This is a genomic window from Pseudolysinimonas yzui, assembly GCF_014653215.1.
Lineage (GTDB): Bacteria > Actinomycetota > Actinomycetes > Actinomycetales > Microbacteriaceae > Pseudolysinimonas_A > Pseudolysinimonas_A yzui.
In genome coordinates, this window is sequence record NZ_BNAI01000003.1 from 148058 (window position 1) to 173125 (window position 25068).

At 69.7% G+C, this 25068-nt stretch carries 27 protein-coding genes; 5 read left to right on the forward strand and 22 right to left on the reverse strand.

Features of this window, described 5'->3' with window-relative positions; translation table 11 throughout:
* Nucleotides 1-17 precede the first annotated feature (17 nt).
* Genes IE173_RS09340 through IE173_RS09370 form a run of 7 tightly spaced genes read right to left on the reverse strand, consistent with a single transcriptional unit; the run spans nucleotide 18 to nucleotide 5884 of the window.
* The gene (locus IE173_RS09340; protein WP_191283199.1) at nucleotides 18-926 is read right to left on the reverse strand and encodes an SDR family NAD(P)-dependent oxidoreductase; all 909 of its coding nucleotides are present in this window, start codon (nucleotides 924-926) and stop codon (nucleotides 18-20) included.
* On the reverse strand, nucleotides 923-1357 hold the full coding sequence (locus IE173_RS09345; protein WP_229842015.1) for a MaoC family dehydratase: 435 nt from the start codon (nucleotides 1355-1357) through the stop codon (nucleotides 923-925). The genes IE173_RS09340 and IE173_RS09345 overlap by 4 nt, the downstream gene beginning before the upstream one ends.
* Entirely contained in the window at nucleotides 1354-2349 is a 996-nt protein-coding gene (locus IE173_RS09350) for a branched-chain amino acid ABC transporter permease (RefSeq protein ID WP_229842016.1), read from the reverse strand. The genes IE173_RS09345 and IE173_RS09350 overlap by 4 nt, the downstream gene beginning before the upstream one ends.
* Complete coding sequence (locus IE173_RS09355; protein WP_191283201.1) at nucleotides 2346-3200, reverse strand: branched-chain amino acid ABC transporter permease; 855 nt, start codon at nucleotides 3198-3200, stop codon at nucleotides 2346-2348. Before IE173_RS09355 ends, IE173_RS09350 begins: the two co-directional genes overlap by 4 nt.
* Nucleotides 3197-3883 (reverse strand): ABC transporter ATP-binding protein, encoded by a 687-nt coding sequence (locus IE173_RS09360; RefSeq protein WP_191283202.1) that lies wholly within the window; start codon nucleotides 3881-3883, stop codon nucleotides 3197-3199. The genes IE173_RS09355 and IE173_RS09360 overlap by 4 nt, the downstream gene beginning before the upstream one ends.
* Entirely contained in the window at nucleotides 3867-4667 is an 801-nt protein-coding gene (locus tag IE173_RS09365; protein ID WP_191283203.1) for an ABC transporter ATP-binding protein, read from the reverse strand. The genes IE173_RS09360 and IE173_RS09365 overlap by 17 nt, the downstream gene beginning before the upstream one ends.
* Nucleotides 4667-5884 carry an ABC transporter substrate-binding protein gene (locus IE173_RS09370; RefSeq protein WP_191283204.1) on the reverse strand — a complete coding sequence of 406 codons (1218 nt, stop codon included), beginning with the start codon at nucleotides 5882-5884 and terminating at the stop codon, nucleotides 4667-4669. Before IE173_RS09370 ends, IE173_RS09365 begins: the two co-directional genes overlap by 1 nt.
* Nucleotides 5885-6026: 142 nt before the next feature.
* Between IE173_RS09370 and IE173_RS09375 the strand changes: the two genes are divergently transcribed.
* Complete coding sequence (locus IE173_RS09375; protein ID WP_191283205.1) at nucleotides 6027-6494, forward strand: MarR family winged helix-turn-helix transcriptional regulator; 468 nt, start codon at nucleotides 6027-6029, stop codon at nucleotides 6492-6494.
* Between the two features lie 8 nt (nucleotides 6495-6502).
* Here IE173_RS09375 and IE173_RS09380 read toward each other — a convergent pair whose 3' ends face one another.
* Nucleotides 6503-6727: an alpha-ketoglutarate decarboxylase gene (locus IE173_RS09380; RefSeq protein ID WP_191283206.1), complete on the reverse strand. Its 225-nt coding sequence runs from the start codon at nucleotides 6725-6727 to the stop codon at nucleotides 6503-6505.
* The gene (locus IE173_RS09385) at nucleotides 6724-7338 is read right to left on the reverse strand and encodes a sigma-70 family RNA polymerase sigma factor (RefSeq protein ID WP_191283207.1); all 615 of its coding nucleotides are present in this window, start codon (nucleotides 7336-7338) and stop codon (nucleotides 6724-6726) included. Before IE173_RS09385 ends, IE173_RS09380 begins: the two co-directional genes overlap by 4 nt.
* A gap of 71 nt (nucleotides 7339-7409) precedes the next feature.
* On the opposite strand from IE173_RS09385, the gene aroA reads away from it, so the two are divergent.
* From aroA to IE173_RS09405, 4 genes are read left to right on the forward strand one after another with little or no spacing between them, the layout of a single operon-like run.
* A complete protein-coding gene (aroA, locus tag IE173_RS09390; RefSeq protein WP_191283208.1) occupies nucleotides 7410-8711 on the forward strand; it encodes a 3-phosphoshikimate 1-carboxyvinyltransferase in 1302 nt (433 codons plus the stop codon).
* The gene (gene rsgA / locus IE173_RS09395) at nucleotides 8708-9733 is read left to right on the forward strand and encodes a ribosome small subunit-dependent GTPase A (RefSeq protein WP_191283209.1); all 1026 of its coding nucleotides are present in this window, start codon (nucleotides 8708-8710) and stop codon (nucleotides 9731-9733) included. Before aroA ends, rsgA begins: the two co-directional genes overlap by 4 nt.
* A gap of 10 nt (nucleotides 9734-9743) precedes the next feature.
* Nucleotides 9744-10532: an inositol monophosphatase family protein gene (locus IE173_RS09400; protein WP_229842017.1), complete on the forward strand. Its 789-nt coding sequence runs from the start codon at nucleotides 9744-9746 to the stop codon at nucleotides 10530-10532.
* A 17-nt stretch (nucleotides 10533-10549) separates the two neighbouring features.
* Nucleotides 10550-11032, forward strand: a complete 483-nt coding sequence (locus IE173_RS09405) for a septum formation family protein (RefSeq protein WP_191283211.1) — start codon at nucleotides 10550-10552, stop codon at nucleotides 11030-11032.
* Nucleotides 11033-11053: 21 nt separating this feature from the next.
* On the opposite strand, the gene IE173_RS09410 is transcribed toward IE173_RS09405, so the two are convergent.
* The 13 genes from IE173_RS09410 to IE173_RS09470 form a co-directional block, all read right to left on the reverse strand.
* Nucleotides 11054-11914 carry a fumarylacetoacetate hydrolase family protein gene (locus tag IE173_RS09410; RefSeq protein ID WP_191283212.1) on the reverse strand — a complete coding sequence of 287 codons (861 nt, stop codon included), beginning with the start codon at nucleotides 11912-11914 and terminating at the stop codon, nucleotides 11054-11056.
* Nucleotides 11911-13158, reverse strand: coding sequence for a dihydrolipoamide acetyltransferase family protein (locus tag IE173_RS09415; RefSeq protein WP_191283213.1), 1248 nt, complete (start codon nucleotides 13156-13158; stop codon nucleotides 11911-11913). The genes IE173_RS09410 and IE173_RS09415 overlap by 4 nt, the downstream gene beginning before the upstream one ends.
* Entirely contained in the window at nucleotides 13155-14159 is a 1005-nt protein-coding gene (locus tag IE173_RS09420) for an alpha-ketoacid dehydrogenase subunit beta (RefSeq protein ID WP_191283214.1), read from the reverse strand. Before IE173_RS09420 ends, IE173_RS09415 begins: the two co-directional genes overlap by 4 nt.
* Complete coding sequence (gene pdhA / locus IE173_RS09425; protein WP_191283215.1) at nucleotides 14159-15223, reverse strand: pyruvate dehydrogenase (acetyl-transferring) E1 component subunit alpha; 1065 nt, start codon at nucleotides 15221-15223, stop codon at nucleotides 14159-14161. Before pdhA ends, IE173_RS09420 begins: the two co-directional genes overlap by 1 nt.
* A 15-nt stretch (nucleotides 15224-15238) precedes the next feature.
* Nucleotides 15239-16534, reverse strand: coding sequence for a citrate synthase (locus tag IE173_RS09430; RefSeq protein ID WP_191283216.1), 1296 nt, complete (start codon nucleotides 16532-16534; stop codon nucleotides 15239-15241).
* A 57-nt stretch (nucleotides 16535-16591) separates the two neighbouring features.
* Nucleotides 16592-17686, reverse strand: a complete 1095-nt coding sequence (dapC, locus tag IE173_RS09435; protein WP_191283217.1) for a succinyldiaminopimelate transaminase — start codon at nucleotides 17684-17686, stop codon at nucleotides 16592-16594.
* A gap of 4 nt (nucleotides 17687-17690) precedes the next feature.
* Entirely contained in the window at nucleotides 17691-18011 is a 321-nt protein-coding gene (fdxA, locus tag IE173_RS09440; RefSeq protein WP_191283218.1) for a ferredoxin, read from the reverse strand.
* Nucleotides 18012-18047: 36 nt separating this feature from the next.
* Nucleotides 18048-18431, reverse strand: coding sequence for a hypothetical protein (locus tag IE173_RS09445; protein ID WP_191283219.1), 384 nt, complete (start codon nucleotides 18429-18431; stop codon nucleotides 18048-18050).
* Nucleotides 18428-18865, reverse strand: a complete 438-nt coding sequence (locus IE173_RS09450) for a hypothetical protein (RefSeq protein WP_191283220.1) — start codon at nucleotides 18863-18865, stop codon at nucleotides 18428-18430. Before IE173_RS09450 ends, IE173_RS09445 begins: the two co-directional genes overlap by 4 nt.
* Nucleotides 18866-18873: 8 nt before the next feature.
* Nucleotides 18874-19353 (reverse strand): hypothetical protein, encoded by a 480-nt coding sequence (locus IE173_RS09455; protein WP_191283221.1) that lies wholly within the window; start codon nucleotides 19351-19353, stop codon nucleotides 18874-18876.
* Nucleotides 19354-19438: 85 nt separating this feature from the next.
* Entirely contained in the window at nucleotides 19439-21343 is a 1905-nt protein-coding gene (gene typA, locus IE173_RS09460) for a translational GTPase TypA (protein WP_191283222.1), read from the reverse strand.
* Between the two features lie 154 nt (nucleotides 21344-21497).
* Entirely contained in the window at nucleotides 21498-23321 is a 1824-nt protein-coding gene (locus IE173_RS09465) for an ABC transporter substrate-binding protein (protein ID WP_191283223.1), read from the reverse strand.
* Between the two features lie 24 nt (nucleotides 23322-23345).
* Nucleotides 23346-25025: a dipeptide ABC transporter ATP-binding protein gene (locus tag IE173_RS09470; protein WP_191283224.1), complete on the reverse strand. Its 1680-nt coding sequence runs from the start codon at nucleotides 25023-25025 to the stop codon at nucleotides 23346-23348.
* Nucleotides 25026-25068 lie beyond the last annotated feature (43 nt).

Genomic DNA, 25068 nt, shown 5'->3' on the forward strand with positions numbered 1-25068 from the left:
GACGACCATTGTTCCCCTCACCCGAGCGACGGCAGCACTGCTCCGGACGGCTGCCGACGCTTCTCGAAAGCGGTACGCCACGTCTCGCCGATCAGCTCGGCGGTCCAGCCGCCGTCGGAGTACTCCACCGCGGCCTCGGCCGGGTGCGTGTACAGCGTGAGCCGGTCACCGCCGATTCCGATCGCCTGCCCCGTGACGTCGGCCGCCGCATCCGATGCGAGCCACACGACGAGAGGGGCGACATCCTCCGGTGATCCCAAAGCATGTTCGCGACGCACCGAGCGCGGCAGCGGCTCCCCCTGCAGGAAGCCTTCGTAGAGCTCGGTGTAGGCCGGGATCGTCCCGGTCATCGCGGTCATCGCGGTCGGCACGACGACATTGGCGGTGATGCGGTCGCGAGCCAGTTCCAGCGACCAGGTGCGCGCCATCGCGACGAGGCCCGCCTTGACCGCCGCGTAGTTGGTCTGCCCGAAGCTTCCGAACTGGCCGGCCGGGGATCCGATGAGGATGAGCCGGCCGCCCTCGCCCTGCTCGCGCATCGCGGTCGCGGCCGCACGGCCGAGCGTGAAGGTGCCGCGCAGATGCGTCGAGACGACGAGGTCGAAGTCATCGTCGCTCATCTTCCACAGCACCCGGTCACGCAGCACCCCGGCGTTGGAGACGACGATGTCGAGCCTGCCGAGCCGCGTGCGTGCGGCGTCGACCAACGTTGCGGCGACTTCGGTCGAGCCGACCGGCGCGACGACCGCGGTCGCCTGCCCGCCGGCTGCCGTGATGGCGTCGACCACGGTCGCCGCCGTCTCCCCGTCGATGTCGTTGACGACGACGGCGGCACCGGCGGCGGCCAGCTGTTCGGCATACGCGCGCCCCAGCCCTCGGCCACTGCCGGTGACGATCGCGACGCGCCCGTCGAGCTGCCCGCTCATGCGTAGTACCTCAGCACCATGTCGGCGACGCACACCGGTTTCGTCGCACCCTCGACCTCGAAGGTGACCTCGGCCTCGATCTGGGTTCCGCCGGGCACCTCGGTCGCCGCGCGGACGATCCCCCGCACCCGCACGCGTCCCCCGACCGGAACGGGGGCCGGGAAGCGCAGGCGGTTGAGCCCGTAGTTGACGCCGAGCCCGACCTCGGTGACCTCGAACACCTCGGCCATGAGCGGCGCGACGAGACACAGCGTGAAGTAGCCGTGCACGATCGTGCCGCCGAACGGGGTGGACGCCGCGAAGACGGGGTCGAGGTGCACGGGGTTGTGATCCCCCGTGAGGTCGGCGAAGCGGTTGACCTCATCCTGGGAGATCTCGCGCCACGACGAGGGTCCGAACTCGGAGCCGACCAGGGTCGGAAGTTCGGTCAACGATGCGCGGAGACGCTGGTTCGCCACGAGGCCTTTTCCTTTCGTGAGGCAACGCGGCGACGCCACGCCTTCTGGATGCTGGGGACGATGCCGTCGGGCAGGAACAGCAGCACGACGACGAGAACGATGGCGTAGCCGGCGTACTGCAGCGTCGGCCCGGCCGTGGCCGGCAACCCCGGCATGGTGCTGAGCACGTTGAGGACCTGCAGGAGCACGGCGATGACGAGCACGCCGACGATGCCGCCCCAGAGCGAGCCGATGCCGCCGACGACGGCCATGATCACGTACTCGAACGACTTCGACGCGGGAAAGGAGTCCTGGCTCACGAAGGGGATGAAGAACGCCGACAGGGCGCCCGCGAAGCCGGCGAAGACGGCGGACAGCCCGAACACCTGGATCTTGCTGCGCAGCACGGGAACACCCGAGGATGCCGCCGCCGTCTCACTCCCTCGTAGCGCACGCATCCCCCGGCCGAACCGGCTCGCGACGAGGTGCTGCGAGACGACGAGGGCGATGACGAGGATCCCGACCGCCAGGTAGACGTACCCGAGCTGCCCGCCGGGAAGCAGCGGCGGAATCCCCATGATCCCCACCCCGCCCCCGAACAGCGGCACGGTGCTCATCACGAGATGGACGAGCAGCAGCACGGCGAGGGTGCCGAACGCGAGGTAGTGGCCCCGCAGCCTGAGCAGCGGCGCGCCGATCGCCACCGCGAAGGCCCCCGCCACGACGGGTGCGGCGAGCAGGCCGACGACCGGCGGAAGACCCAGTTGCCGGCACAGGACACCGACGGTCAGCGCGCCGACCGCGACGAAGGCCGACTGCCCGAGCGACGCCTGGCCGGCGTACCCCATGAACAGGGTGAGGCCGACGACGACGATCATCGACAGCAGCATCTGCATGAGGAAGGTCAGGTCGCGCACGAACAAGGGCAGGATGATCGCCACGATCGCGAAGGCGGCGATCGGGATGTAGGGGGCGAGGCGTCTCATTTCGCTTCCTCCGTGGTGAGCGAGCGGTGGCGGGCGATCATCACGACGAGCATCATGACGAGTGCGAGCTGTGTCTGGAACGACCCGTTGAGGTAGCCGGCCACCATCTGACCCGACACCCCGAGCACGAGGGCACCGATGAGGGTGCGCCCGGGGCTGCTGAGCCCGCCGAACACCGCTGCCGCGAATCCGCTCAGCGCGAGCGGGAGGTCGGAGTAGACCGAGAGCGGCAGGGTCGGCGCGATCAGCACGCCGGCGAGCCCGCCGAGTGCGCCCGCAATGGCGAACGCGGCGAGACCCATGTGCCGGATCTCGATCCCGACCAGGCGAGCGGCGCGCGGGTTCGATGCGGCAGCCGACATCCCTCTGCCGAGGTCGGTGCGCTCGAAGAACAGCCACATCGCGCCGAAGACGGCCAGGGTGACGACGACGATCAGCACGCGTTGCGACTCGATCCCGACCCCCGCGATCTCGAGGGAACCCTCGATGCCGGGGGGCGAGATCGGGTTCTGCCCCCACACCAGGATGATGATCGCGGTGCCCAGGAACGACAGGCCGAGGGTCACGAGCAGGGCGACGAAGGCCGGCGTTCCCGGCCGGGACAGCGTCACCAGCCCGACGAGCAGCCCCGCGACGGCGGAGATCGCCACGGCACCGAGTTCTCCCAGGCCGTGCGGGATCGCCATCGACAGCAGCGAATACGAGACGAGGCCGCCCAGTACGGTGAGGGTGCCTTGGGTGAAGTTCACCACGTTGGTGACGCGATGCACGACGACGAATCCGCTGCCGATGAGGGCGAACGATGCGCCGACGGCCAGCCCGGAGACCAGGAAGGTCAGGAAGGTGCTCACGGTGATTCGCTCCCGTCTCGCGTCATCGCGGCCCCGAGGTAGATGGCGGCCAACTGGGGGTCGGCGCTGAGCACGTCGGTGGGGCCTTCGGCGACGACCCGGCCGGCCTCGAGCACGTAGGCACGCGAGCACAAGTCGAAAGCGAGGTCGACCTCCTGCTCGACGAGCAGGATCGTCGTGCCGTCCTCGCGGTTGATCTCGCGCAGGTGCTCGATGAGGCGCGCCGCGATGAGCGGGGCCAGCCCGAGGGAGAGCTCGTCGATGAGCAGAACGTCGGGTTGCGCCATCAGGGCTCGTCCGATCGCGACCATCTGCTGTTGGCCGCCGGACAGCAGCCCGGCCCGCTGTCGGCGGAGGGGGCGCAGATCGGGCATGACGGCGTACACCCGCTCGGTGTCGCGGTCGCGACGCGGCATCGTCCAGGCACCGAGTCGGAGGTTGTCGTCGACCGACATGTCGGCGAACATCTGCCGGCCTTCGGGAACCTGGGCGCTCCGCCCGCCGATGTCGATCGTGCCCGACGCCGTCGGCACCAGACCGCTCACGGCATTCAGCGTCGTCGTCTTTCCCGCGCCGTTCGGTCCGACCAGCGCCACCATCTCGCCGGCCTCGACATCGAGGCTGACGCCGTCGAGGGCGGTGGCGGCACCGTAGGTGACGACGAGATCACGGATGTGCAGCATGGTGGTCTCCGGTCCCCAGGTAGGCCTCGATCACGCGAGGGTCGGCGCGAATCGCGTCGGGTGTGCCATCGGCGATGACTCGACCGAGGTCGAGCACCGTGATGCGATCGGCGAGCCGCATCACGAGTCCGACATCGTGTTCGATGAGCAGCACGGTGACGCCGTCGGCGTGAAGTTCGCGCACGAGGTCTTCGAACGCGCGCCGTTCTGTCGAGCGCAGCCCCGACGCGGGTTCATCGAGCAGCAGCAGCCGCGGGCGCGCGACGAGGGCGCGGGCGAGCTGCACCCGACGCTGTTGGCCGAGCGGGAGCCCGCCGGCCTCGGCGTCGACCCACTCCCCCAGCCCGACGCGCTCGAGGGCGTCGCGCGCGTCGGCGAAGATCTCGCGCTCCTCGCGGCGATGGCCGGCGGTGCGGAGGATCGCCGCGGCGATGCCGCTGCGGGTGCGCGCGTGCGCTCCGACGGCGACGTTCTCGAGCACCGAGAGGCCCGGGAACAGTCGCGCGCCTTGGAAGACGATCGCCACTCCGAGTTCGGCGCGACGATGAGGGGGAAGGCGGTCGATCCGCGTGCCGTCGAGGGTGATCGTGCCGGCGCTCGGTGTCAGGTGTCCGCTGACGAGGCTGAACAGGGTGGACTTTCCGGCCCCGTTGGGACCGATCACGCCGCGCAGCTCGCCGTCGGCAACCGTCAACCGCACGTCGTCGGTGGCCCGCACGCCCCCGAAGGAGCGTGAGACGCCGTCGATCTCGAGCAGCGGAAGACCGCCTTCCCCGATACTCATCAGTTGGGCAGGTCCGCGAAACGCTCGATGCTGTACTCGGTCGCGACGAACGCGCCGTCCTGGATCTCGACGATCGCCAGGTCGGCGGTCGTGAGTCCGACGTGGTCGGTCGGCGAGTACGCCTTCCGCCCGATCGTCGTCAGGATGTCGAGACCCTCGAGAGCGTCCCGAACGGCGGCGTGGTCGGTCGACCCGGCGGCTTCGATCGCGGCCTTGATCAGCTGGATCGCTGCGGCACCTTCGAACGCGAACTGCGGCGGGTAGGGGTAGTCGGCCGCGCTGTCCGACGCCGCCCAGAGGGCTGCGAAGTCGTCGATCTGCGTCTTCAGGCTTCCCGCCGGGATGTCCGCTCCGGCAACCGCGAGGTTGCTGGAGAGGATGACGCCCTCGCCCGCCTCGCCGACCGGGATGCTGTACAGCGTGCTGGCCTGGGCGCCGGTCATGTAGAGCTGCACCCCGCTGCCCGCACCCTGGGCCGCGAACTGACCGGTGATGATGCCCGGCGCGGGGCCCGCGCCCCAGACCAGGAACGCGTCGGCGCCGGAGTCGAGCGCCTTGGTGATGAGCGGCGTGAAGTCGGTGGCCGCCTGGTCGAACGGCTCGTTGAGCACGATCTCGAGGCCCGCCTCGTCGGCGTACTGCACGGTCGACTCGCTGCCGCCCGTTCCGAAGACGTCGCCTCCGGTGTAGCCGATCGCGAGCTTCTCGACGCCGATGGCGGTGAAGTACTCCACCATCGCCTGGCCGTAGATCTCGGCCGTCGCGGGGACGACGAAGATCCACTCGTTGCTGCCGTCGCCGTAGGCGCTGACCGGGCCGAGCGACAGGGTCGGGATCTGCGCGGCGGTCGCGCTCTCCGAGATGGCCGCCGATGCGCTCACGAACGACGACGAGACCAGCACGTCGTATTCGCCGGACGCCGCCAGCTGGTTGTACTCGGTGACGGATTGCGTGACGTCGGTGGTGTCGTCTTTGAACGTGAGTTCGATCTGACGCCCGTCGATCCCGCCCTCGGAGTTGATCTGCTCGGCCATCAGTTCCATCGCCGCCGAGCCGGGGCCACCCAGGATGGCGTAAGGACCGGTGAGCGGCAGAACGACGCCGACCTTGATCGGACCGTCATCCGATCCGCCTTCGGCACCGCTTGCGGTGCACCCGGCGAGCGCTGTGATGGCGACCGCGGCAGCCGCCGCAATCACCCATGACTTCCTCTTCATCGAGGACACTCCATTCTTCGTTGAACGGTACTTGGCAATCAGGAACCCTGACTGTCAGGATTACTGAGTATTGCCGATCATGGAGAAGATTCGCCGCCACGTCAAGTGAGAGACTGTGGCGACCACACCGAAGGGGGAGTCGATGAGCGAACGCAGCGCCGCGCCGTTACTCGGCGACGCACGCCACTCGACCGTGCTGTACCTCGTCAAGCAGGTCGAGTTGGCGATCCGGGCGCAGATCGACGAGGTGGTGGGCGGATACGGGCTGACGGCCCTGCAGTACACGTCGCTGACGGTGCTGGCGCGGCATCCCGGGATCACCAGCACCCAGCTCGCGCGCAACTCGTTCGTGCGCATCCAGACGATGGCGCAACACCTCGCGTCGCTCGAGGAACGTCACCTCATCCGTCGGGTGCGTGACCCGCAGATGAAGCGTCAGGTGCTGGTCTTCCTCAGCGAGCAGGGGCTCAAGATCCTCGACGACCTCGCCGAACCCATCGCCGACATCGAACGCCGGATGCTGGCCGACTTCAGCGCGGCGGACGCGAAGCGCCTACGGGAGCAGCTCGGGGCGATCCGCATGGCCCTCAGCGGCAGCGCCGCTCACTGAGGTCGGTCTCAGAGGAGTTTCGCGAGGATGGCGGCGCGGAGTTCTTCGGGTGCCTTCTCCTGGCACGCCCGCTGCATCTTGAGGGTCAGGGTGACGCCGACGAGGTGCTCGCCGGTGCAGTCTTCGCAGTTCTCGAGGTGGTCGGTGATGTCGCGGAAGTCCTGATCGCTCAGCTCGCGGTGCAGGTACTCCTCGAGTTCGGCCTTGGCTTTGTCGCAGCCGCAGTCGGTCATGTCGCGCTCCTGGTGGTGGGAGCCGGAACGGTGATGCCGCGCTCGCGGGCATAGTCGGCGAGCAGATCACGCAGGAGTCGACGGCCACGGTGCAGTCGACTCATCACGGTTCCGACGGGGGTTTTCATGATGTCGGCGATCTCCTGGTACGAGAAACCTTCGACGTCGGCGAGGTAGACGGCGAGCCGGAAGTCTTCGGGGATCGACTGCAGAGCTGCCTTGACGTCGCTGTCGGGCAGGTGGTCGATCGCCTCGGCTTCGGCCGACCGCGTCGAGCGACCCTGAGTGAGCGACTCGGCTCCGCCGAGCTGCCAATCCTCGAGGTCGTCGATGGTGCCCTGGTAGGGGCCGCGCTGGTTCTTGCGATAGGTGTTGATGAACGTGTTGGTGAGGATGCGGTAGAGCCACGCCTTGAGATTGGTGCCCTGGGTGAACGAGCCGAAGGCCGCATAGGCCTTCACGTAGGTCTCCTGCACCAGATCGCCGGCATCCGCCGGGTTGCGGGTCATCCGCAGCGCCGCGGCGTACAGCTGGTCCATGAAGACCAGCGCCTGTTCTTCGAACAGACGTCGCAACTCGGGGGCCGGCTGCACCGGCGGGGTGTCGCTCATCGCCGTCGAGTCTAGTTCCGCGGGCCGGGCGGGACGGTCGAGCAGGGCGGTGGGCATACCCTAGACAACCGATGGCTGACTCGACCTATTCCGCAGGCTGGACGGCGCCCGTCGCGACCGGTCCGCTCGACGCGCACCTCGTGATCCCGGGGTCGAAGAGCCTCACCAACCGCGAACTCGTGCTCTCGGCACTCGCCTCCGGCCCGTCGACGCTGCACGCCCCCCTCATCGCCCGCGACACCGAGCTGATGGTGGACGCGCTCCGCGCGCTCGGCACGACGATCGACACGTCTTCCCCCGACTCGTGGTCGATCATCCCGGGTGAGGTCAGCGGCAATGCGGAGCTGCATGCCGGGCTCGCCGGAACGGTGATGCGCTTCATCCCGCCGGTCGCCGCGCTCGCCGACGGCCCGGTCACGATCGACGGCGACGCGCACGCCCGCAAACGCCCGATGGCGACCACGATCGACGCCCTGCGCTCGCTCGGCGTCGCCGTCGTCGACGACGGCCGGGGAAGCCTGCCGTTCACGATCCACGGCACCGGGCTGGTCGAGGGTGGCGAGATCACGATCGACGCGTCCGCCTCGAGCCAGTTCGTGTCGGGACTGCTGCTCGCCGCACCGAGATTCCGCGACGGCTTGGTGCTGCGCCACGCCGGCGAGCGGCTGCCGAGCCTGCCGCACATCAAGATGACGATCGACACCCTCGCCCGCCGGGGCGTGACGGTGACGAGCCCGGAGCCCGCGACCTGGGTCGTGGCTCCCGGCGAGATCGCCGGTGCCGACGTTCACATCGAGCCCGACCTGTCGAACGCGGGGCCGTTCCTCGCCGCCGCGCTCCTGGCGGGTGGTCGCGTCACGATCGCCGGCTGGCCCGAGTCGACCACCCAGGTCGGCGACCTGTTCCGCACGCTGCTCCCCCGCTTCGGCGCCACCGTGACCCGGGAGGCCGACGGCCTGACGGTCGACGGCGGTGCCGGCTGGCGCGGCGGGCGCACCTGGCCCGGCGTCGACCTCGACCTCACTGAAGGCGGCGAGCTCGCCCCGACCTTCGCGGCGCTCGCGGCTCTGGCCACGAGCGGCTCGCGCATCACCGGCATCGGCCACCTGCGGGGGCACGAGACCGACCGCCTCGCCGCCCTCGTCGCCGAGATCACCGGCCTCGGCGGCCGTGTCACCGAACTCGACGACGGGCTCGCCTTCGAGCCCGCTCCCCTCCACGGTGCCCCGTGGCGGGCGTACGCCGACCACCGGATGGCGACGACGGGCGCGCTGCTCGGCCTCGTCGTGCCCGGCGTCGTCGTCGACGACATCGCCACGACGGCGAAGACCCTGCCCGAGTTCCCGGCGCTGTGGGGGCAGATCCTCGCATGAGCTGGCTGCCGCCGGACGACGACGACGAGGGCTTCGACGCCTGGGACGAGTCGGATGTGCGGGTGCGGCCGAACCCGAAGGGCACCAAGCCGCGCACCAAGAACCGCCCCGAGCACGGCGACGCCATCGACGCGCGGGTGCTGTCGGTCGACCGGGGGCGCTACACCGTGCTCGCCGACGAGAACGGACCCGACGAGCGGGTGCTGACGGTCGCGCGCGCCCGCGAGCTGCGCAAGCAGGCGATCGTGACCGGCGATCGGGTGGATGTCGTGGGCGACACGAGCGGAGCCGAGGGGTCGCTGGGGCGCATCGTGCGCATCCAGCCCCGCACGACGCTGCTGCGCCGCAGCGCCGACGACACCGACGAGGTGGAGCGGATCATCGTCGCCAACGCCGACCAGCTGCTGATCGTCGTCGCCGCGGCGAACCCCGAGCCCCGCCCCCGTCTCGTCGACCGCTACCTGGTCGCGGCCTATGACGCCGGCATCGCGCCGATCATGGTCATCACGAAGACCGACCTGGCCGACCCGGAGCCGTTCCTGCGCAACTTCGAGGCCCTCGACATCCCGGTCGTGAGGTCGGGGCAGGATGCCTGGCCGATCGCGGAACTCACCCCCCTGCTCGACGGGCACACCACCGTCGCGGTCGGGCACTCGGGGGTCGGCAAGTCGACCCTCGTCAACGCTCTCGTGCCGGGAACGGATCGCGCGGTCGGGGTGGTCAACGCCGTCACCGGCCGCGGGCGACACACCTCGTCGTCGACGGTCTCGCTGCGGGTGCCGACCGGCGGGTGGATCATCGACACCCCGGGGGTGCGCTCGTTCGGGCTCGGCCACGTCGACACCGCCAACATCCTCAAGTCGTTCTCCGATCTGGCCGCGGTCGCCGCGGACTGCCCCCGGGGCTGCACCCACCTGCCCGACGCCCCGGACTGCGAACTCAACGAGGCGGTCGCCGACGGCCGGCTGCCCGCCGCCCGCGTCGACTCCCTCCAGCGCCTGCTGACCACGCTCACGGGGTAGCTTGCTGAGTGTGACCTTCAGCCTCTCCGACGACCTCGCGGTCGCCCTCGTGCTCGCCGCCGAAGCCGACCTCATCGCGATCGACCGCTACCGCGCCCAAGACCTCGACGTGCAGCTCAAGCCCGACCGCTCGCAGGTGACGGATGCCGACACCCGCGTCGAGCGGATCATCCGCGAGCATCTGGCCGAGGCCCGTCCCGACGACTCGATCGTCGGCGAGGAGTTCGGCACCGCGGGCACGTCGAACCGCCAGTGGATCATCGACCCGATCGACGGCACCAGCAACTTCGTGCGCGGGGTGCCGATCTGGGGTGCCCTCATCTCGCTCGTCATCGACGGGGTGCCGCAGGTGGGTGTCGTCAGCGCCCCCGCTCTGGGGCGACGCTGGTGGGCGGCGACCGGGCATGGCGCCTGGCTGCAGCAGGACGGCGGCGAACCGCGCCGGCTGCGGGTGAGCGGCATCGCCGACCTGGCCGCCGCATCCTTCTCGTACAACAGCCTCAAGCACTGGGACCAGTACGGCCGGCTCGACCAGCTGGTCGCCCTGAGCCGCGCCGTCGAGCGCACCCGCGCGTTCGGCGACCTGTGGTCGTACATGCTGCTCGCCGAGGGCGCGATCGACATCGCGGGCGAATTCGACGTGAAGCCGTGGGACATCGCCGCGCTCGTTCCGATCGTGCGCGAGGCCGGGGGACGCATCACGGATGTCGACGGCGCCGACGCCCTCGACACCCTCTCGGTGCTCGCCACGAACGGCCTCCTGCACGACGACGTGCTCGGGTATCTGCGAACTTCCTGAATCGCTATGCTGGCGCCGTGAAAACGTCTCGACTTCTCGCTCGCCGCATCGTCGGTGGCCTCGCCCTCACTCTCGCCGCCGCCGCTCTTGCGGGGTGCAGCGTCCTCGAATCCGTCGTCACCGGTGTGCCCGAAGGGGAAGCCGACGTCTTCACGCTGACGATCGGCGACTGCCTCAACGACCTCAGCGCACCCGACGAGGTCACCACGGTGCCGATCGTCGACTGCGCGGAGCCGCACGACACCGAGGTGTTCGCCCGCACCGACTCGACGAGCGCCGAGTTCCCCGGTGACGCCGCCCTCTCCGACGAGCTCACCACGTTCTGCCAGGGCGACGCCTTCACCGAGTTCGTCGGCATCCCGTACGCCGACTCGATCTACGCCACCAGCGGGTACTTCCCCACCGAGGGCAGCTGGGGCAACGGCGACCGCGAGTTGCTCTGCACCATCGGCGACCCCAACGGGCAGACGACGGGGTCTCTGGCCGGCATCAACCAGTAGCCGCAAGGCCGACGCGCTCGGCTACCCGGCGGCGGCGAGCGTCTGCCGCTGGGTGCCGAGCCCGTCGATCGCCAGCTCGACCACGTCGCCGGCGGCGAGGAACCGCGGCGGCGTGAAGCCGAGCCCGACGCCCGGCGGGGTGCCGGTCAGCACGAGGTCGCCCGGTTCCAGGGTGAGGAACTGGCTGAGATAGCGCACGAGGAACAGCGGACCGAAGATCATCGTCGCCGTCGACCCGTTCTGCCGCACCTCTCCGTTGACGGTGCTCGTCATCTGCAGCGAACGGATGTCGGCGAACTCGTCGGGGGTCGCGAGCCACGGCCCGACGGGGCAGAAGGTGGGGGCCGACTTGCCCTTCATGAACTGGCCGGAGCGCTCCTGCTGGAACTCCCGCTCGCTCACGTCGTTGGCGAGCACGTAGCCGGCGATCGCCGCGGCCGCCTCGTCATCGCTCTGCAGGTACATCGAGCGGCGCCCGATCACGACGCCGAGCTCGACCTCGTAGTCGGTCTTGCGTGACGCCCGCGGGATGACGACGTCGTCGTCCGGACCGCTCAGCGCGTTCGGCGACTTGCTGAAGATGAGCGGTTCGGGTGGCACGGGCAGACCGAGCTCGGGGGCATGCTCGGCGAAGTTCATGCCGATCCCGATGATCTGGTGCGGCCGGGCGATGGGCGCACCGATGCGGTCGCCGGCGAACCGTTCGACCCGGCCCGCGGCGACGCGCGCCGAGACCTCCGCCTCGAGCCCGGCGATGCCCGCGCCGCCGAAGAACGCCTCGTCGAAGTCGGGGGTGAGGTCGGAGACGTCGACGTAGGTCGCGTCGTCGACCCGCACGATGGGGCGCTCGGCGCCGCGCGCACCGATCCGCATGAGTTTCATCGCGGCTCCCCAGCCAGTTCCGCTTCGTCGGCGCGCTCCAGCATCGCGCCGAGCTCCGCCAGGAACCGCGACCCTTGAGCGCCGTCCACCACGCGGTGGTCGAACGAGAGGCTGAGCGTCATCACCTGACGCAGCGCGATCTCGCCTTGGAACTCCCACGGGCGACGCTGCGCGGCGCCCAGGGCGAGGATGCCGGCCTCACCCGGGTTGAGGATCGGCGTGCCCGCCTCGACGCCGAAGACGCCGATGTTGGTGATCGTGAAGGTGCCCCCGGTGAGCCGCTCCGGGCTCGCCTTGCCGGCGCGGGCCTCCGCGGTGAGCTCGGCCAGCGCACCGGCCAGGGCGGTCAGACCGAGCGCTGCGGCATCCTTCACGTTGGGCACGACCAGTCCCCGGTCGGTCGCCGCGGCGATCCCGAGGTTGACGTACCCGTAGTGCACGATCTCCTGCGACGCCTCCTCCCATCGGGAGTTCAGCTCCGGATGCCTCGCGAGCGTCAGGCAGACCGCGCGCGAGACGATCGCGAGCAGCGAGATCTTGACGCCGGGGGACGCCGCGGTGAGTCGGCTCGCGAGCTCGAGCGCCGCGGTGGCGTCGATGGTGTGGAAGACCGTGACGTGCGGGGCCGTGAACGCGCTCGCGACCATCGCGGCGGCGGTGTGCTTGCGCACGCCACGGATCGGGATGCGGGTGACGGGGCCGGCGTCGACGATGCGATTCGCGACGGCGGCGACGTCGTCGCGCGTGATGAGCCCGCCCGGGCCGGTGCCCGCGATCGACGTGAGGTCGATTCCGAGCTGCCGGGCGAGGTGACGCACCGGCGGGGTGGAGCGGGGCCGCTCGTGCGCCACCCGGGCGACTGGCGCGGTGTCCGAGACGGGGCGGGACGGCAGCCCGCGGCGGGCCCGTCGCACCGGATGCCCGGCATGCTCGGGGCGCGCGCCGTAGCCGACGAGATTCGGCTGGGGAGCGTCCTCCTCGAGGGCCTCCCCGGCGGCGGACGGCGTCACCGCGAACGTCACGAGCGGGTCGCCGACGTTCACGGTCTGGCCGGCGCGGGCGTGCAGCGCGGCGACCACCCCGGAGTACGGGGACGGGAGTTCGACGAGGGCCTTCGCGGTCTCGACCTCGGCGATGATCTGGTTGAGCTCGACCGACTCGCCCTCCGCGATGCGCCACGCGACGATGTCGGACTCCGTGAGCCCTTCGCCGAGGTCGGGCAGGCGGAATTCGCGGAGCGTCATGCGTCCTCCAGGGCGGCGGGCGCCCGCCCCAGAGCGCGATCCACGCCGTCGAGGATGCGGTCGAGGTCGGGGATGTGGTGCTGTTCGAGGCGAGCTGGCGGGTAGACGATGTCGTGCCCGGTGACCCGCACCGGCGCCGCCTCGAGGTAGTGGAAGCAACGTTCGGTGATCGTCGCGGCGATCTCGGCACCGAGACCCGCCGTCTGCGGGGCCTCGTGCGCCACGACGAGCCGGCCGGTGCGGCGCACCGAGGCCTCGATCGTGGCGAAGTCGATCGGCGACAACGACCTCAGGTCGATGACCTCGATTCGCACGCCCTCGTCGGCGGCGGCGGTCGCCGCATCGAGAGCCGTCGGCACGAGCGACCCGAAGGTGACGAGGGTCACCTGGTCGCCGGGGCGAGCGACCCGGGCGGCGCCCATCGGCAGGTCGACGGCATCTTCGTCGACGTCGCCCTTCACGTGGTAGCGGCGCTTCGGCTCGAAGAAGATCACCGGATCGTCGCTCGCGATCGCCTGACGCAGGAGGGTGTGCGCATCCTGGGGCGTCGCCGCCGTGACGACCCGCAGGCCCGGGGTGTGCACGAACAGCGCCTCGGGCGAGTCGGAGTGGTGCTCCGCCGAGCCGATACCACCGCCGACCGGGATGCGGATGGTGAGCGGAAGCTTGACCGCGCCGTTCGTGCGGGCGTGCATGCGCGCCAGCTGCGAGACGATCTGGTCGAACGCCGGATAGACGAAACCGTCGAACTGGATCTCGCACACCGGCCGGTAGCCGCGGAAGGCGAGGCCGATCGCGGTTCCGATGATCGCGGACTCGGCAAGCGGGGTGTCGACGACCCGGTGGGCGCCGAACTCGGCCTGCAGCCCGTCGGTGATGCGGTAGACGCCGCCGAGCACCCCGACATCCTCGCCCATCACGACGACTTTCGGATCGGCCGCGAGCTCCCGGTACAGGGCGCGGTTGAGCGCCTTGCCCAGGGTGAGGGTCGTCGCCGCCATCAGGCGAACCCGTCGAGGTAGCGGGCATAGTCGGCGCGCTGCCGTTCCAGCACGGGGTGCGGCTCGGCGTACACGTTCTCGAAGATCGACAGCGGTTCCGGGTCGGCGAGGGCGAGGCATCCGGCCCGCAGCTCGGCCGCGACCGCATCCGCTTCCGCAGCGACCTCGGCATCCGCCGCCGCATCGAGCACCCCCGCGGCCCGCAGGTGTTCGGCGAGACGCGCGATCGGGTCGCGCCCGTGCCAGACGGCTAGCTCGTCGGCGTCGCGGTAGCGCGTCGGGTCGTCGGCCGTCGTGTGCGGTCCCATCCGGTAGGTGACGGCCTCGATGAAGGTCGGCCCCTCCCCCGCCCGGGCGCGAGCGAGAGCAGAACTCGTCGCGGCGCTCACGGCGAGCACGTCGTTGCCGTCGACCCGGATCGCCGGGATGCCGAACCCGGCAGCTCGGTCGGCGAGTTCGACCGTCGACTGGAGCGTCACCGGCTCCGAGATCGCCCAGTGGTTGTTCTGGCAGAAGAAGACGACGGGAGCGCGGAAGGATGCCGCGAACACCATCGCCTCCGAGACATCCCCCTCGCTCGTCGCGCCGTCACCGAAGTAGGCGACGGCCACGGAGTCGGCCCCGTCGTTGCGGATGCCCATCGCGTACCCGGTGGCGTGCAGGGTCTGGGCGCCGATGATCACCTGCGGCGTCGCCATCCCGATCGAGAACGGGTCCCATCCCGACGCGGTCGTGCCCCGCCAGACCCGCACCAGGTCGACGAGTCGCACGCCGCGCGTATAGGCGACGGCGTGCTCGCGGTAGCTGGAGAACACGAAGTCGTCGGCGCGGAGTGCGCGGCCGGAGCCGATCTGCGCGGCCTCCTGCCCGAGCAGCGGCGGCCAGAGCGCGAGTTCGCCCTGACGCTGCAAAGCCGTCGCTTCGGCGTCGATGCGTCGCACGACGACCATGTCGCGGTACAGGCCGAGCAGGTCGGCATGGGTCAGGTGCGCGACGAACGGGTCGAACTCGGCCGACGGCACGCGCACGCCGCGCTCATCGAGCAGTTGCACGAACACGGTCACCCCGCCGCTCGCGCGTCAGCGGCCGGACGGCCAGGCCCGGGCCGCGGGTCCGACGTAGAGCTGCTGCGGGCGGCCGATCTTCGTCGCCGGGTCGGTTGCCGCCTCGCGCCAATGGGCGATCCAGCCCGGCAGCCGCCCGATCGCGAACAGCACCGTGAAGGTGCGTGCCGGGAAGCCCATCGCCTTGTAGATGACCCCGGTGTAGAAGTCGACGTTCGGATACAGCTTGCGCTGGATGAAGTACTCGTCGGCGAGCGCCGCCTCTTCGAGCTCCTTCGCGATGTCGAGCAGCGGGTCCTTCACGCCGAGGTCGGCGAGCACCTCGTCGGCGCTCTCCTTGACGAGTTTCGCCCGCGGGTCGAAGTTCTTGTAGACGCGGTGCCCGAAGCCCATGAGCTTCACCCCGTCTTCCTTGTTCTTCACGCGCTCGACGAACTTCTGCACGCTCTCGCCGGAGTCGTGGATCTGCTGCAGCATCGTCAGCACGGCCTCGTTCGCGCCGCCGTGGAGCGGGCCGTACAACGCGTTGATGCCGGCCGAGATCGACGCGAACATGTTCGCCTCGGTCGAGCCGACGAGACGCACCGTCGAGGTGGAGGCGTTCTGCTCGTGGTCTTCGTGCAGGATCAGCAGCCGCTCGAGGGCGTTCACCAGTACGGGGTTGATCTCGTACGGCTCGGCCATGTTGCCGAAGTTGAGCTTGAGGAAGTTCTCGACGAACGACAGCGAGTTGTCGGGGTAGAGGAAGGCCTGGCCGAGCGACTTCTTGTGCGCATAGGCGGCGATCACCGGCAGCTTCGCGAGCAGCCGCACGGTGTTCATCTCGACCATCTCGGGATTGTGCGGGTCGAGCGAGTCCTCGTAGTAGGTGGAGAGTGCCGACACCGCCGAGGAGAGCACCGACATGGGATGCGCGGTGTGCGGCAGCGCCGAGAAGAACGTCTTGAGGTCTTCGTGCAGCAGGGTGTGGCGGCGGATCTTGTCCTCGAACTCGGCGAGTTCGGACTGCGTCGGCAGTTCGCCGTAGATGAGCAGCCACGCGGTCTCGAGATAGGTCGAGTTGCGGGCGAGGTCTTCGATCGCGTAGCCGCGATAGCGCAGGATGCCGGCGTCCCCGTCGATGTACGTGATCGCGCTCTTCGTCGACGCGGTGTTCACGAAGCCCTGGTCGAGGGCGGAGAGCCCGGTGGTCTTCATCAGCGACGAGACGTCGACGCTGTCGCGACCGTCGACGGCTCGGACGATGGGGAACTCGACGGTCGTGTCGCCGTAGGAGAACGTGGCCGTGTCGGGCCCTGCGGTTTCGCTCACCGTTACAGCCTAGAGGCCCCGGAATGGCATCCTGGAGACCCCCAAGAAAGCGCGTCGTCAGTTAGAGGAAGACGCCAAACGCCGGGCGGCCGCGGCGACCCGTTCGTCGGTCGCGGTGAGCGAGATCCGCACGTGCTCCCGGCCCGCATCGCCGTAGAACGAGCCCGGGGTCACCAGGATGCCGAGCTCGGCGAAGGCGCCCACGGTCGCCCAGCAGTCCTCGCCGCGGGTCGCCCACAGGTACAGTCCCGCCCGGCTCTCGTCGATCCGGAAGCCCGCATCCGTGAGTGCCGTGGCGAGCTGGTCGCGACGCGCACCGTACCGCGCCTTCTGGGTGAGCACATGCTCGTCGTCGCCGAGCGCGACCGCCATCGCGTGCTGCACGGGCGCCGGCGGGATGAGGCCGGCGTGCTTGCGCGCTTCGAGGATCTCGCCCACCAGGTCGCTGCAGCCGGCGACGAAACCGGCCCGGTAACCCGCGAGGTTGGAGCGCTTCGACAGCGAGTGCACGGCCAGGGTGAGGCGGCGGGAGCCCTGGGTGACCTCGGGATCGAGGATCGACGGGGTCGGTTCGGCGCCGTCCCAGTTGAGCTCGGTGTAGCACTCGTCGTTCGCGACGACCGCACCCAGGTCGCGCGCCCGCACCACGGCACGACGCAGGAACTCGTGACCGTGCACCTTGCCGTCGGGATTCCCCGGGCTGTTGAGCCAGATCAGCCGAGTGGTCGTCGGCCATTCGTCGGGCTCGTCGGAGCGCAGCACCTCGGCACCGGCGATGCGCGCGCCCACCTCGTAGGTCGGGTAGGCGACGGTCGGGACGACGACGACATCGCCGGGGCCCAGCCCGAGCAGGGTCGGCAGGGTCGCGATGAACTCCTTCGAGCCGATCGTGGGGATGGCGTTCGGCGGGTCGATCTCGACGCCGCGCCGGGCGTACCAGCCGACGATCGCCGCGCGCACCTCCGGGCTCCCCTGGGTCTGCGGGTATCCGGGGCTGTCGACCGCCGCGGCGAGCGCATCGCGGATGAGCTCGGGAACGGGATCGACGGGCGAACCGATCGCGAGATCGACGATGCCGTCGGAATGGGCCCCCGCCGTCGCCCGGTACGGCAGCAACGAGTCCCAGGGGAAGTCGGGAAGAGCGAGCGGCACGGGCTCAGTGCGCCTGCGGCGGCAGAGCGGCGACCACCGGGTGATCCCCGGGGATGACGCCGACCTTCGCCGCGCCGCCCGGGGAGCCGACCTCGGCGAAGAACTCGACGTTCGCCGTGTAGTAGTCGGCCCATTTCGCGGGCAGGTCGTCTTCGTAGTAGATGGCCTCGACCGGGCAGACCGGCTCGCAGGCGCCGCAGTCGACGCATTCGTCGGGCTGGATGTAGAGCATCCGGTCGCCCTCGTAGATGCAGTCGACGGGGCATTCGTCGATGCAGGCGCGGTCTTTGACATCCACGCACGGAAGGGCGATCACGTACGTCACGCCTTCAGTCTACGAACAGTGGCGGGTGCTGGCTGGTTAGGGCACCCTTACCTGGGCTCGCCGCAGCGGCCACGCGATGATGACGACGGCCAACACCGTCGGCCCCACCGCCCAGATGTACCCGGCCGGGTCGTCGGGCAGGAACAGCGACCCGCTGTTGCCGGGCAGGGTCAGCACGGCCGTCCCGGCGATCACCCCCAACGCTGCGGCGATCGGCGCGGCGCGCTCCGCGAAGGCCAACCGCATCCCGGCGAGCAGCGCGGCCACGACGGCGAGGCTGCCGATCAGCCCCAGCGGCACCGACACGTCACCCCACTCGACGACGTAGTGACCGTGGACGAAGGTGAGCACGAAGCCCGTCCCCGCACCCGTGACGAAGGCGAGGACGAGCGTGAAGGCCCGCGATGCGATCCCGGTCACCCGGCCGTCTGCGCCACGGTGTAGTTCGCGGTCCACCCGGAGTCGGTCTTGCCGAGCAGCACGTTCACGACGAGGTTGTCCTTCGTGTAGGTGAGCGTTCCGCCGCTGTCGGAGACATCTCCCGTGCCGGCCGAGGCGAACCCGGCGCCCTCGAGCTGAGCGGCGATCGAGTCGGGCGCAGCCAGGTCGGAGACGTTCATCAGAACGTTCCAGACCGTCTCACCGTCGCCTCCGCTGATCTTCGACCCGTTGACGACCTCGCCATCGGCGAGCGGAACCGCCGACGGGAAGTCGGCGGGCACCGTGTTGCCACCCAGATCGACGTCGCCTCCGGTCTGCTGCTCGATGATCCCCTCGACGACCGAGCAGCCGGTCAGCGTCGGCAACCCGATCAGCAGGACGGCACCGAGAGCGACGGCGGCGGCCCGTGGCATCCGGGCGCTCACTGCTGCCTCTGAATCTGGTAGTAGACGTACCATCTGCCCTCGTCGTCCTGGTCGGAAGCCACGATCACCACGAGGTACTCCTCGTTCTCCCAGGCGAACACGCTCTCGTTGTTGAAGCCGGCATCCTCCAGCAGCTGAGCCGCCGATGCCGCCGTCTCCTCGTCTTCGGTGTAGATCGTGACCGTCCACGCCGCGCCGTTCGAGATCGACATGCTCGGCCCGACCTCGCCGGGAACGAGCGGGATGTCGCCGACCGGGAAGTCGGCGGGCAGCGAACCCGACTCGAAGTCGACGTCGCTGTCAGTGCCGCCTTCGACGATGTCCTCGACGAACTCCTCGTCGACTTCATCCGTTCCGCCGTTACCGCCGTCGGATCCGCCCGGCAGGTTCGGGATTCCGAAACACCCGGTGAGGGTGAGCGCGAGCGGGATGACCCCGATCGCGAGCAACCAGGGACGCAGATTCCTCTTCAGCATGGGATGCTCCTTGCCTCGATACTCGGGATCGTAGCGCGACCCGGCATCACAACGACGTATCGGATACCGATCGAGGTTGACGCGGTCAGGCCTGCTTCTTCGATCGCGACAGGTTGCGCGCCCGCGCCGTGGCATCCAGCTCGACCTTGCGGATGCGCACGACCTCGGGGGTCACCTCGACGCACTCGTCCTCGCGGGCGAACTCGAGGCACTCCTCGAGCGTCAGCTTGCGGGTCGGCGTGAGCTTCTCGAAGTTGTCGGAGGTCGAGGAGCGGATGTTGGTGAGCTGCTTCTCTTTCGTGATGTTCACATCCATGTCGTCGGCGCGCGAGTTCTCGCCGATGACCATGCCCTCGTAGACCTCCTGCGTCGGTTCGACGAAGAACGACATGCGCTCCTGCAGGGCGACCATCGCGAACGGCGTCACCGTGCCCGACCGGTCGGCGACGATCGAGCCGTTCACCCGGGTCGTGATCGTTCCCGCCCACGGCTCGTAGCCGTGCGAGATCGCGTTGGCGATGCCGGTGCCGCGGGTGATCGTGAGGAACTCGGTGCGGAACCCGATGAGTCCGCGCGAGGGAACGATGAACTCCATGCGCACCCAGCCGGTGCCGTGGTTCGTCATCGAATCCATGCGGCCCTTGCGGGCGGCGAGCAGCTGCGTGATGGCACCGAGGTGCTCCTCGGGCGCGTCGATCGTGAGGTGCTCGAACGGCTCGAAGGTCTTGCCGTCGACGGTCTTGGTGACCACCTGCGGCTTGCCGACGGTGAGCTCGAAGCCTTCGCGGCGCATGTTCTCGACGAGGATCGCGAGGGCCAGCTCGCCGCGGCCCTGCACCTCCCAGGCATCCGGCTGACCGATGTCGACGACCTTGAGCGACACGTTTCCGATGAGCTCGCGGTCGAGGCGGTCCTTCACCATGCGCGAGGTGAGCTTGTGCCCCTTCACCTTGCCGACCAGGGGAGAGGTGTTGGTGCCGATCGTCATCGAGATCGCCGGGTCGTCGACCGTGATCGCGGGCAACGGCCGGATGTCGTCGGGGTCGGCGATCGTCTCGCCGATCGTGATGTCCTCGAAGCCGGCGATCGCGACGATGTCGCCCGCCGTCGCGCTCTCGGCCGGGTAGCGCTCCAGCGCGCGGGTCTTCAGCAGCTCGGTGATGCGCGCCGTCGTGTGCGAGCCGTCGTGACGCACCCAGGCGACCGTCTGACCCTTCTTGAGCGTTCCCGAGAAGATGCGCAGCAGGGCGATGCGGCCGAGGAACGGGCTCGCGTCGAGGTTCGTCACCCACGCCTGCAGCGGCGCCTCGTCGTCGTACGTCGGGGCCGGCACGTGCTTGAGGATCGCCTCGAACAGCGGCTCGAGGTCGTCGTTGTCGGGCAGCGAACCGTTCTCGGGCTTGTTCCACGACGCGGCGCCGTTGCGGCCCGACGCGTAGACGACCGGGAGGTCAAGCAGGGCGTCGACGTCGAGGTCGGGCATGTCGTCGTGCAGGTCACTCGCGAGCGCGAGCAGCAGATCGTGGCTCTCCTCGACGACGGCGTCGATGCGGGCATCCGGCCGGTCGGTCTTGTTCACCAGCAGGATGACCGGAAGCTTCGCCTCCAGGGCCTTGCGCAGCACGAAGCGCGTCTGCGGCAGCGGACCCTCGCTCGCGTCGACGAGCAGCACGACACCATCCACCATCGACAGGCCGCGCTCCACCTCGCCGCCGAAGTCGGCGTGGCCGGGGGTGTCGATCACGTTGATCGTCACCGGACCGTCGGTCGCGTGGATCCCGGAATACGTCACCGCGGTGTTCTTCGCGAGGATCGTGATGCCCTTCTCACGCTCCAGGTCGTTCGAGTCCATGGCGCGTTCTTCCATGTGCTCGTGCGAACCGAAGGAACCGGTCTGCCGCAGCATCGCGTCGACGAGCGTCGTCTTGCCGTGGTCGACGTGCGCGACGATGGCGACGTTCCTCAAGTCAGTGCGACGTGCTTCGGACATACCTCTACCTCGGAAATCTTCTTGGGGGGAACTGACCAAGTGTACGGGGTTGGGTGGGGTGGCCCGCCCTGAGTAACTCGAATGCCCACGTCTTCCGGTCTGCTCTCGCAAACGTCAGGATGGGCTACCCCAGCCCTCCCCCACCTAACAAGGGTTACTCGGAAGAGGCGGGAGCCCACTCCCATGCGTTCCAGAACACTCCGCGCGCGAGGGGGCTCCTCGTGACGTTCTCGACGTCGCTGCTGACCGCGGTCAGCGTCGGGTAGGCGTAGAGGGGAAGGCCGTAGGCGTCCTGGTAGAGGTGGGTGTCGATCTCGGTGGCGATCCGGGCCTGGTCGCCGGGGTCGGTGGCGCGGGCGAGTTCGTCGACGAGGGCGTCGACGTCGGGGTTGGCGTAGCGGGTGAAGTTGGCCAGGGCGGAGTCGCTGCGGAAGATGGCGCCCGCCGCACCGGGGCCGAGGCGCGTGGTGTCCCAGGCGAAGAGCGCGGCGTCGTACGCTCCGGCGACGCCGAGCAGACCCTGCCAGTCGGGGCTCGAGCAGTCGGTGACGCTGAACCCGGCGCGGGCGGCGCTCTTCTGGATGAGCGCGAACTCCTCGAGCCGCCGATCGCTTGCCGGGTCGAAGAGCAGGCACACGGTGGGGGCCGTCACGTTCGCTTCGGCGAGCAGGTCGGCGGCGGCGTCGACATCCGTCGTGGCGTAGTCGGCGGAGCCGTTCTCGGCGATCGCGTCGGCATATCCGTCGGCTCCGGGGCGCAGCAGGAACGAGTCGAGCAGCATGGCGTCGGGCTGGACCGGGGTGACCACGGCGTCGAGGATCTGCTGCCGGGGCACGACGTGCAGGAACGCCTGCCGAACGCGCGGGTCGGTGAAGACGCCGGTGCGGCTGTCGGCGAACTGCAGGTCGAGGTGCTCGATGCGGCTGTCGGTGCCGGCGACGACGCTGACGCCGTCGACGTCGAGCAGCGCCGAGGCGGTGTCCTCGGTCGGCACGACGGTCGCGATGTCGACCTCACCGTCGGCGAGCAGGCGCACGGTCTCGAGCGGCTCGGGCGAGTAGCGCACCTGGATCGTCTCGATCGTCGGCCTGCGGTCGCCCCGGTACTCGGGGTTGGCGTCGAGCGTGACACCCTCGGCGTCGATCGCGGTGACGATGTACGGCCCCGCCGAGAGCAACAGGGTCGCATCCTCCGGGGTGCGATCGCCGGCGGTTTCGTCGATGTTGTACGCGTCGTTCCAGGTGCGGGCGAGTGCCCCCAGCGCGTCGGCATCCCGATCGACGATCGCGGCGACCAGGTCGTCTTGAGCGCTGTCGGCATCCTCGTAGTCGCGTCCGGTCGCCACCGTCTGCAGAACGTGCGCCGGGATGCCGGGGGCGAGCGCTGTCTGCCAGGTCGGCACGTATTCGTCGAAGTGAACGAACAGGGTGCGCCCGTCGTCGCCGAGTTGGGGCGTCTGCGTCGCGTGTTCGAGCCCGCCGCCGATGCGGCCGTCGAAGAACACGACATCGTCGGGAAAGTCGTCGGTGTAGCGCCCGGTTTCGGGGTCGACGTACTCGGAGTCGTCGAAGTCGGGGGTGTTGAGCACCCCCGAGTCGGCGGCCCAGGCGAGCAGCAGGTCGGCGGCGTCGACCGGCGTGCCGTCCGACCACCGGGCGTCGGCCGAGACCTGGTACCGCACGGTGAGCGGATCCTCGGCGACGATCTGCGCCGTGCCGAAGGAGTGGTCCTCGACGAGTCGGTAGGCGTCGTCGTAGTAGGCGAACGCCCCACCGGTGAGCCACGCCACGTCGGCGTTGGTCGCGCTGGATCGGCCGTACGAGGTGGCCGGGTTGAGCGAGGTGAACGGTTCCGCGACCGCGACCCCGACCTCGCTGCCCGCGACGACGGTCGACGTCGTGCAACCGCTCAGCAGGAGCGCGGCCCCCACGGCCGCTGCCGTGATCCGGAGCGCCGTCGTCGGCAGGTGCACCCTCATCGTCCCGAGCCTACGGGACGCCGCTCAACGCGCCCGGCGGCTCTCCCGCCGCTTGCGCTGCTCCTCGGGGTCGGGCACGGGCACGGCGGCGAGAAGTCGCTGCGTGTAGGCCTCTTTCGGCGAACGCAGGATCTCGTCACGCGTTCCGGTCTCGACGATCTTGCCGCGGTGCATCACCGCGATGCGGTGCGCGAGCAGGTCGACGACGGCGAGGTCGTGGCTGACGAAGAGGCAGGCGAACTGCAGCTCCTCCTGCAGACCCTGAAGCAGCGCGAGGAAGCGCGACTGCACCGACACGTCGAGGGCACTCGTCGGTTCGTCGGCGACCAGCAGGCTGGGCCGCAGGGCGAGCGCGCGGGCGATGCCGACGCGCTGCCGCTGGCCGCCCGAGAGCTCGTGCGGGTAGCGGTTGCGGAAGGAACGCGGCAGCTCCACCTGGTCGAGCAGCCGCTCCACCCGCTTGCTGAGGTCGGCGCCTTTCGCCTCCTGGGCGAGCAGCAGCGGCTCCCCGATGCTGTCGCCGATCGGCCAGCGCGGGTTGAGCGACGAGCCGGGGTCCTGGAAGACGATCCCGACCTGGCGTCGGATGGCCCGAAGTTCCTTGCTGGAGACCTGCGAGATGTCTTGCCCGAGGATCCGCAGTGACCCTTCGGCCACCGGCAGCAGCCCGACGGCGGCGCGGCCGACGGTGGTCTTGCCCGAGCCGGACTCGCCGACGAGACCCAGCACCTCACCGGGCCTGATGACGAGGTCGACCTTCTCGACGGCGCGGAAGGCCGGGATGCGACCCCGCTTCGGGTAGTCGATCGACACGCCTTCGAGTGCGAGCACCGGCTCGATCTTCTGTCGCGCCGCGGCGGCGGCCACCTCGGTCTCGTTGACGTTCAGCACCGCGGTGCCCAGGTGCGGGATGGCCGCGAGCAGCTGCTGGGTGTACGGATGCTGCGGGCGCTTGTAGATCTCCTCGATCGGGCCGCGCTCGACGATCCGGCCGTCCTTCATGACGACGATGTGGTCGGCGAGGTCGGCGACCACACCGAGGTCGTGCGTGATGAGCAGGATGGCGCTGTTGAGCCGGCCGCGGAGGTTGCGCAGCAGGTCGAGGATCTCGGCCTGCACGGTGACGTCGAGCGCCGTCGTCGGCTCGTCGGCGATCAGCAGAAGCGGATCGCACGAGATCGCCATCGCGATCATGGCGCGCTGGCGCTGGCCGCCGGAGAGCTGGTGCGGGTACTTCGAGAAGGCCACCTCGGGGTCGGGGATCTCGACCATGCCGAGCAGCTCGATCGCCCGCGAGCGCGCCTCGGTCGGGCCGACCTGCAGCTGGCTGCGGATCGCCTCGACGATCTGGAACCCGATCGTGAAGACCGGGTTGAGCGCCGTCATCGGCTCCTGGAAGATGACCGCGACATCCTTGCCGCGCAGGCGACGCAGTGCCGCCCCCTCGAGCCCGGCGACCTCACGACCGCTCAGCTTGATGCTGCCGCTCACGCGCGAGTTGCCCGGGAGGAGACCCATGAGGGCCATGGCGGACGAGCTCTTACCCGAGCCGGACTCGCCGACGACGGCCATGACCTCGCCGGGCAGCACCTCGTAGTCGAGATCGATCGCAGCCGGATACCACTCCCCGCTCACCCAGAAGTCGACGGAGAGCTTGTCGACCTTCAGGATCGGGTCGGTCGTACTGGTCGCCGAGGCGTTCATCGGGTCACTCCGTCTTGCTGGAAAAACTCTGGGACGATGGGGA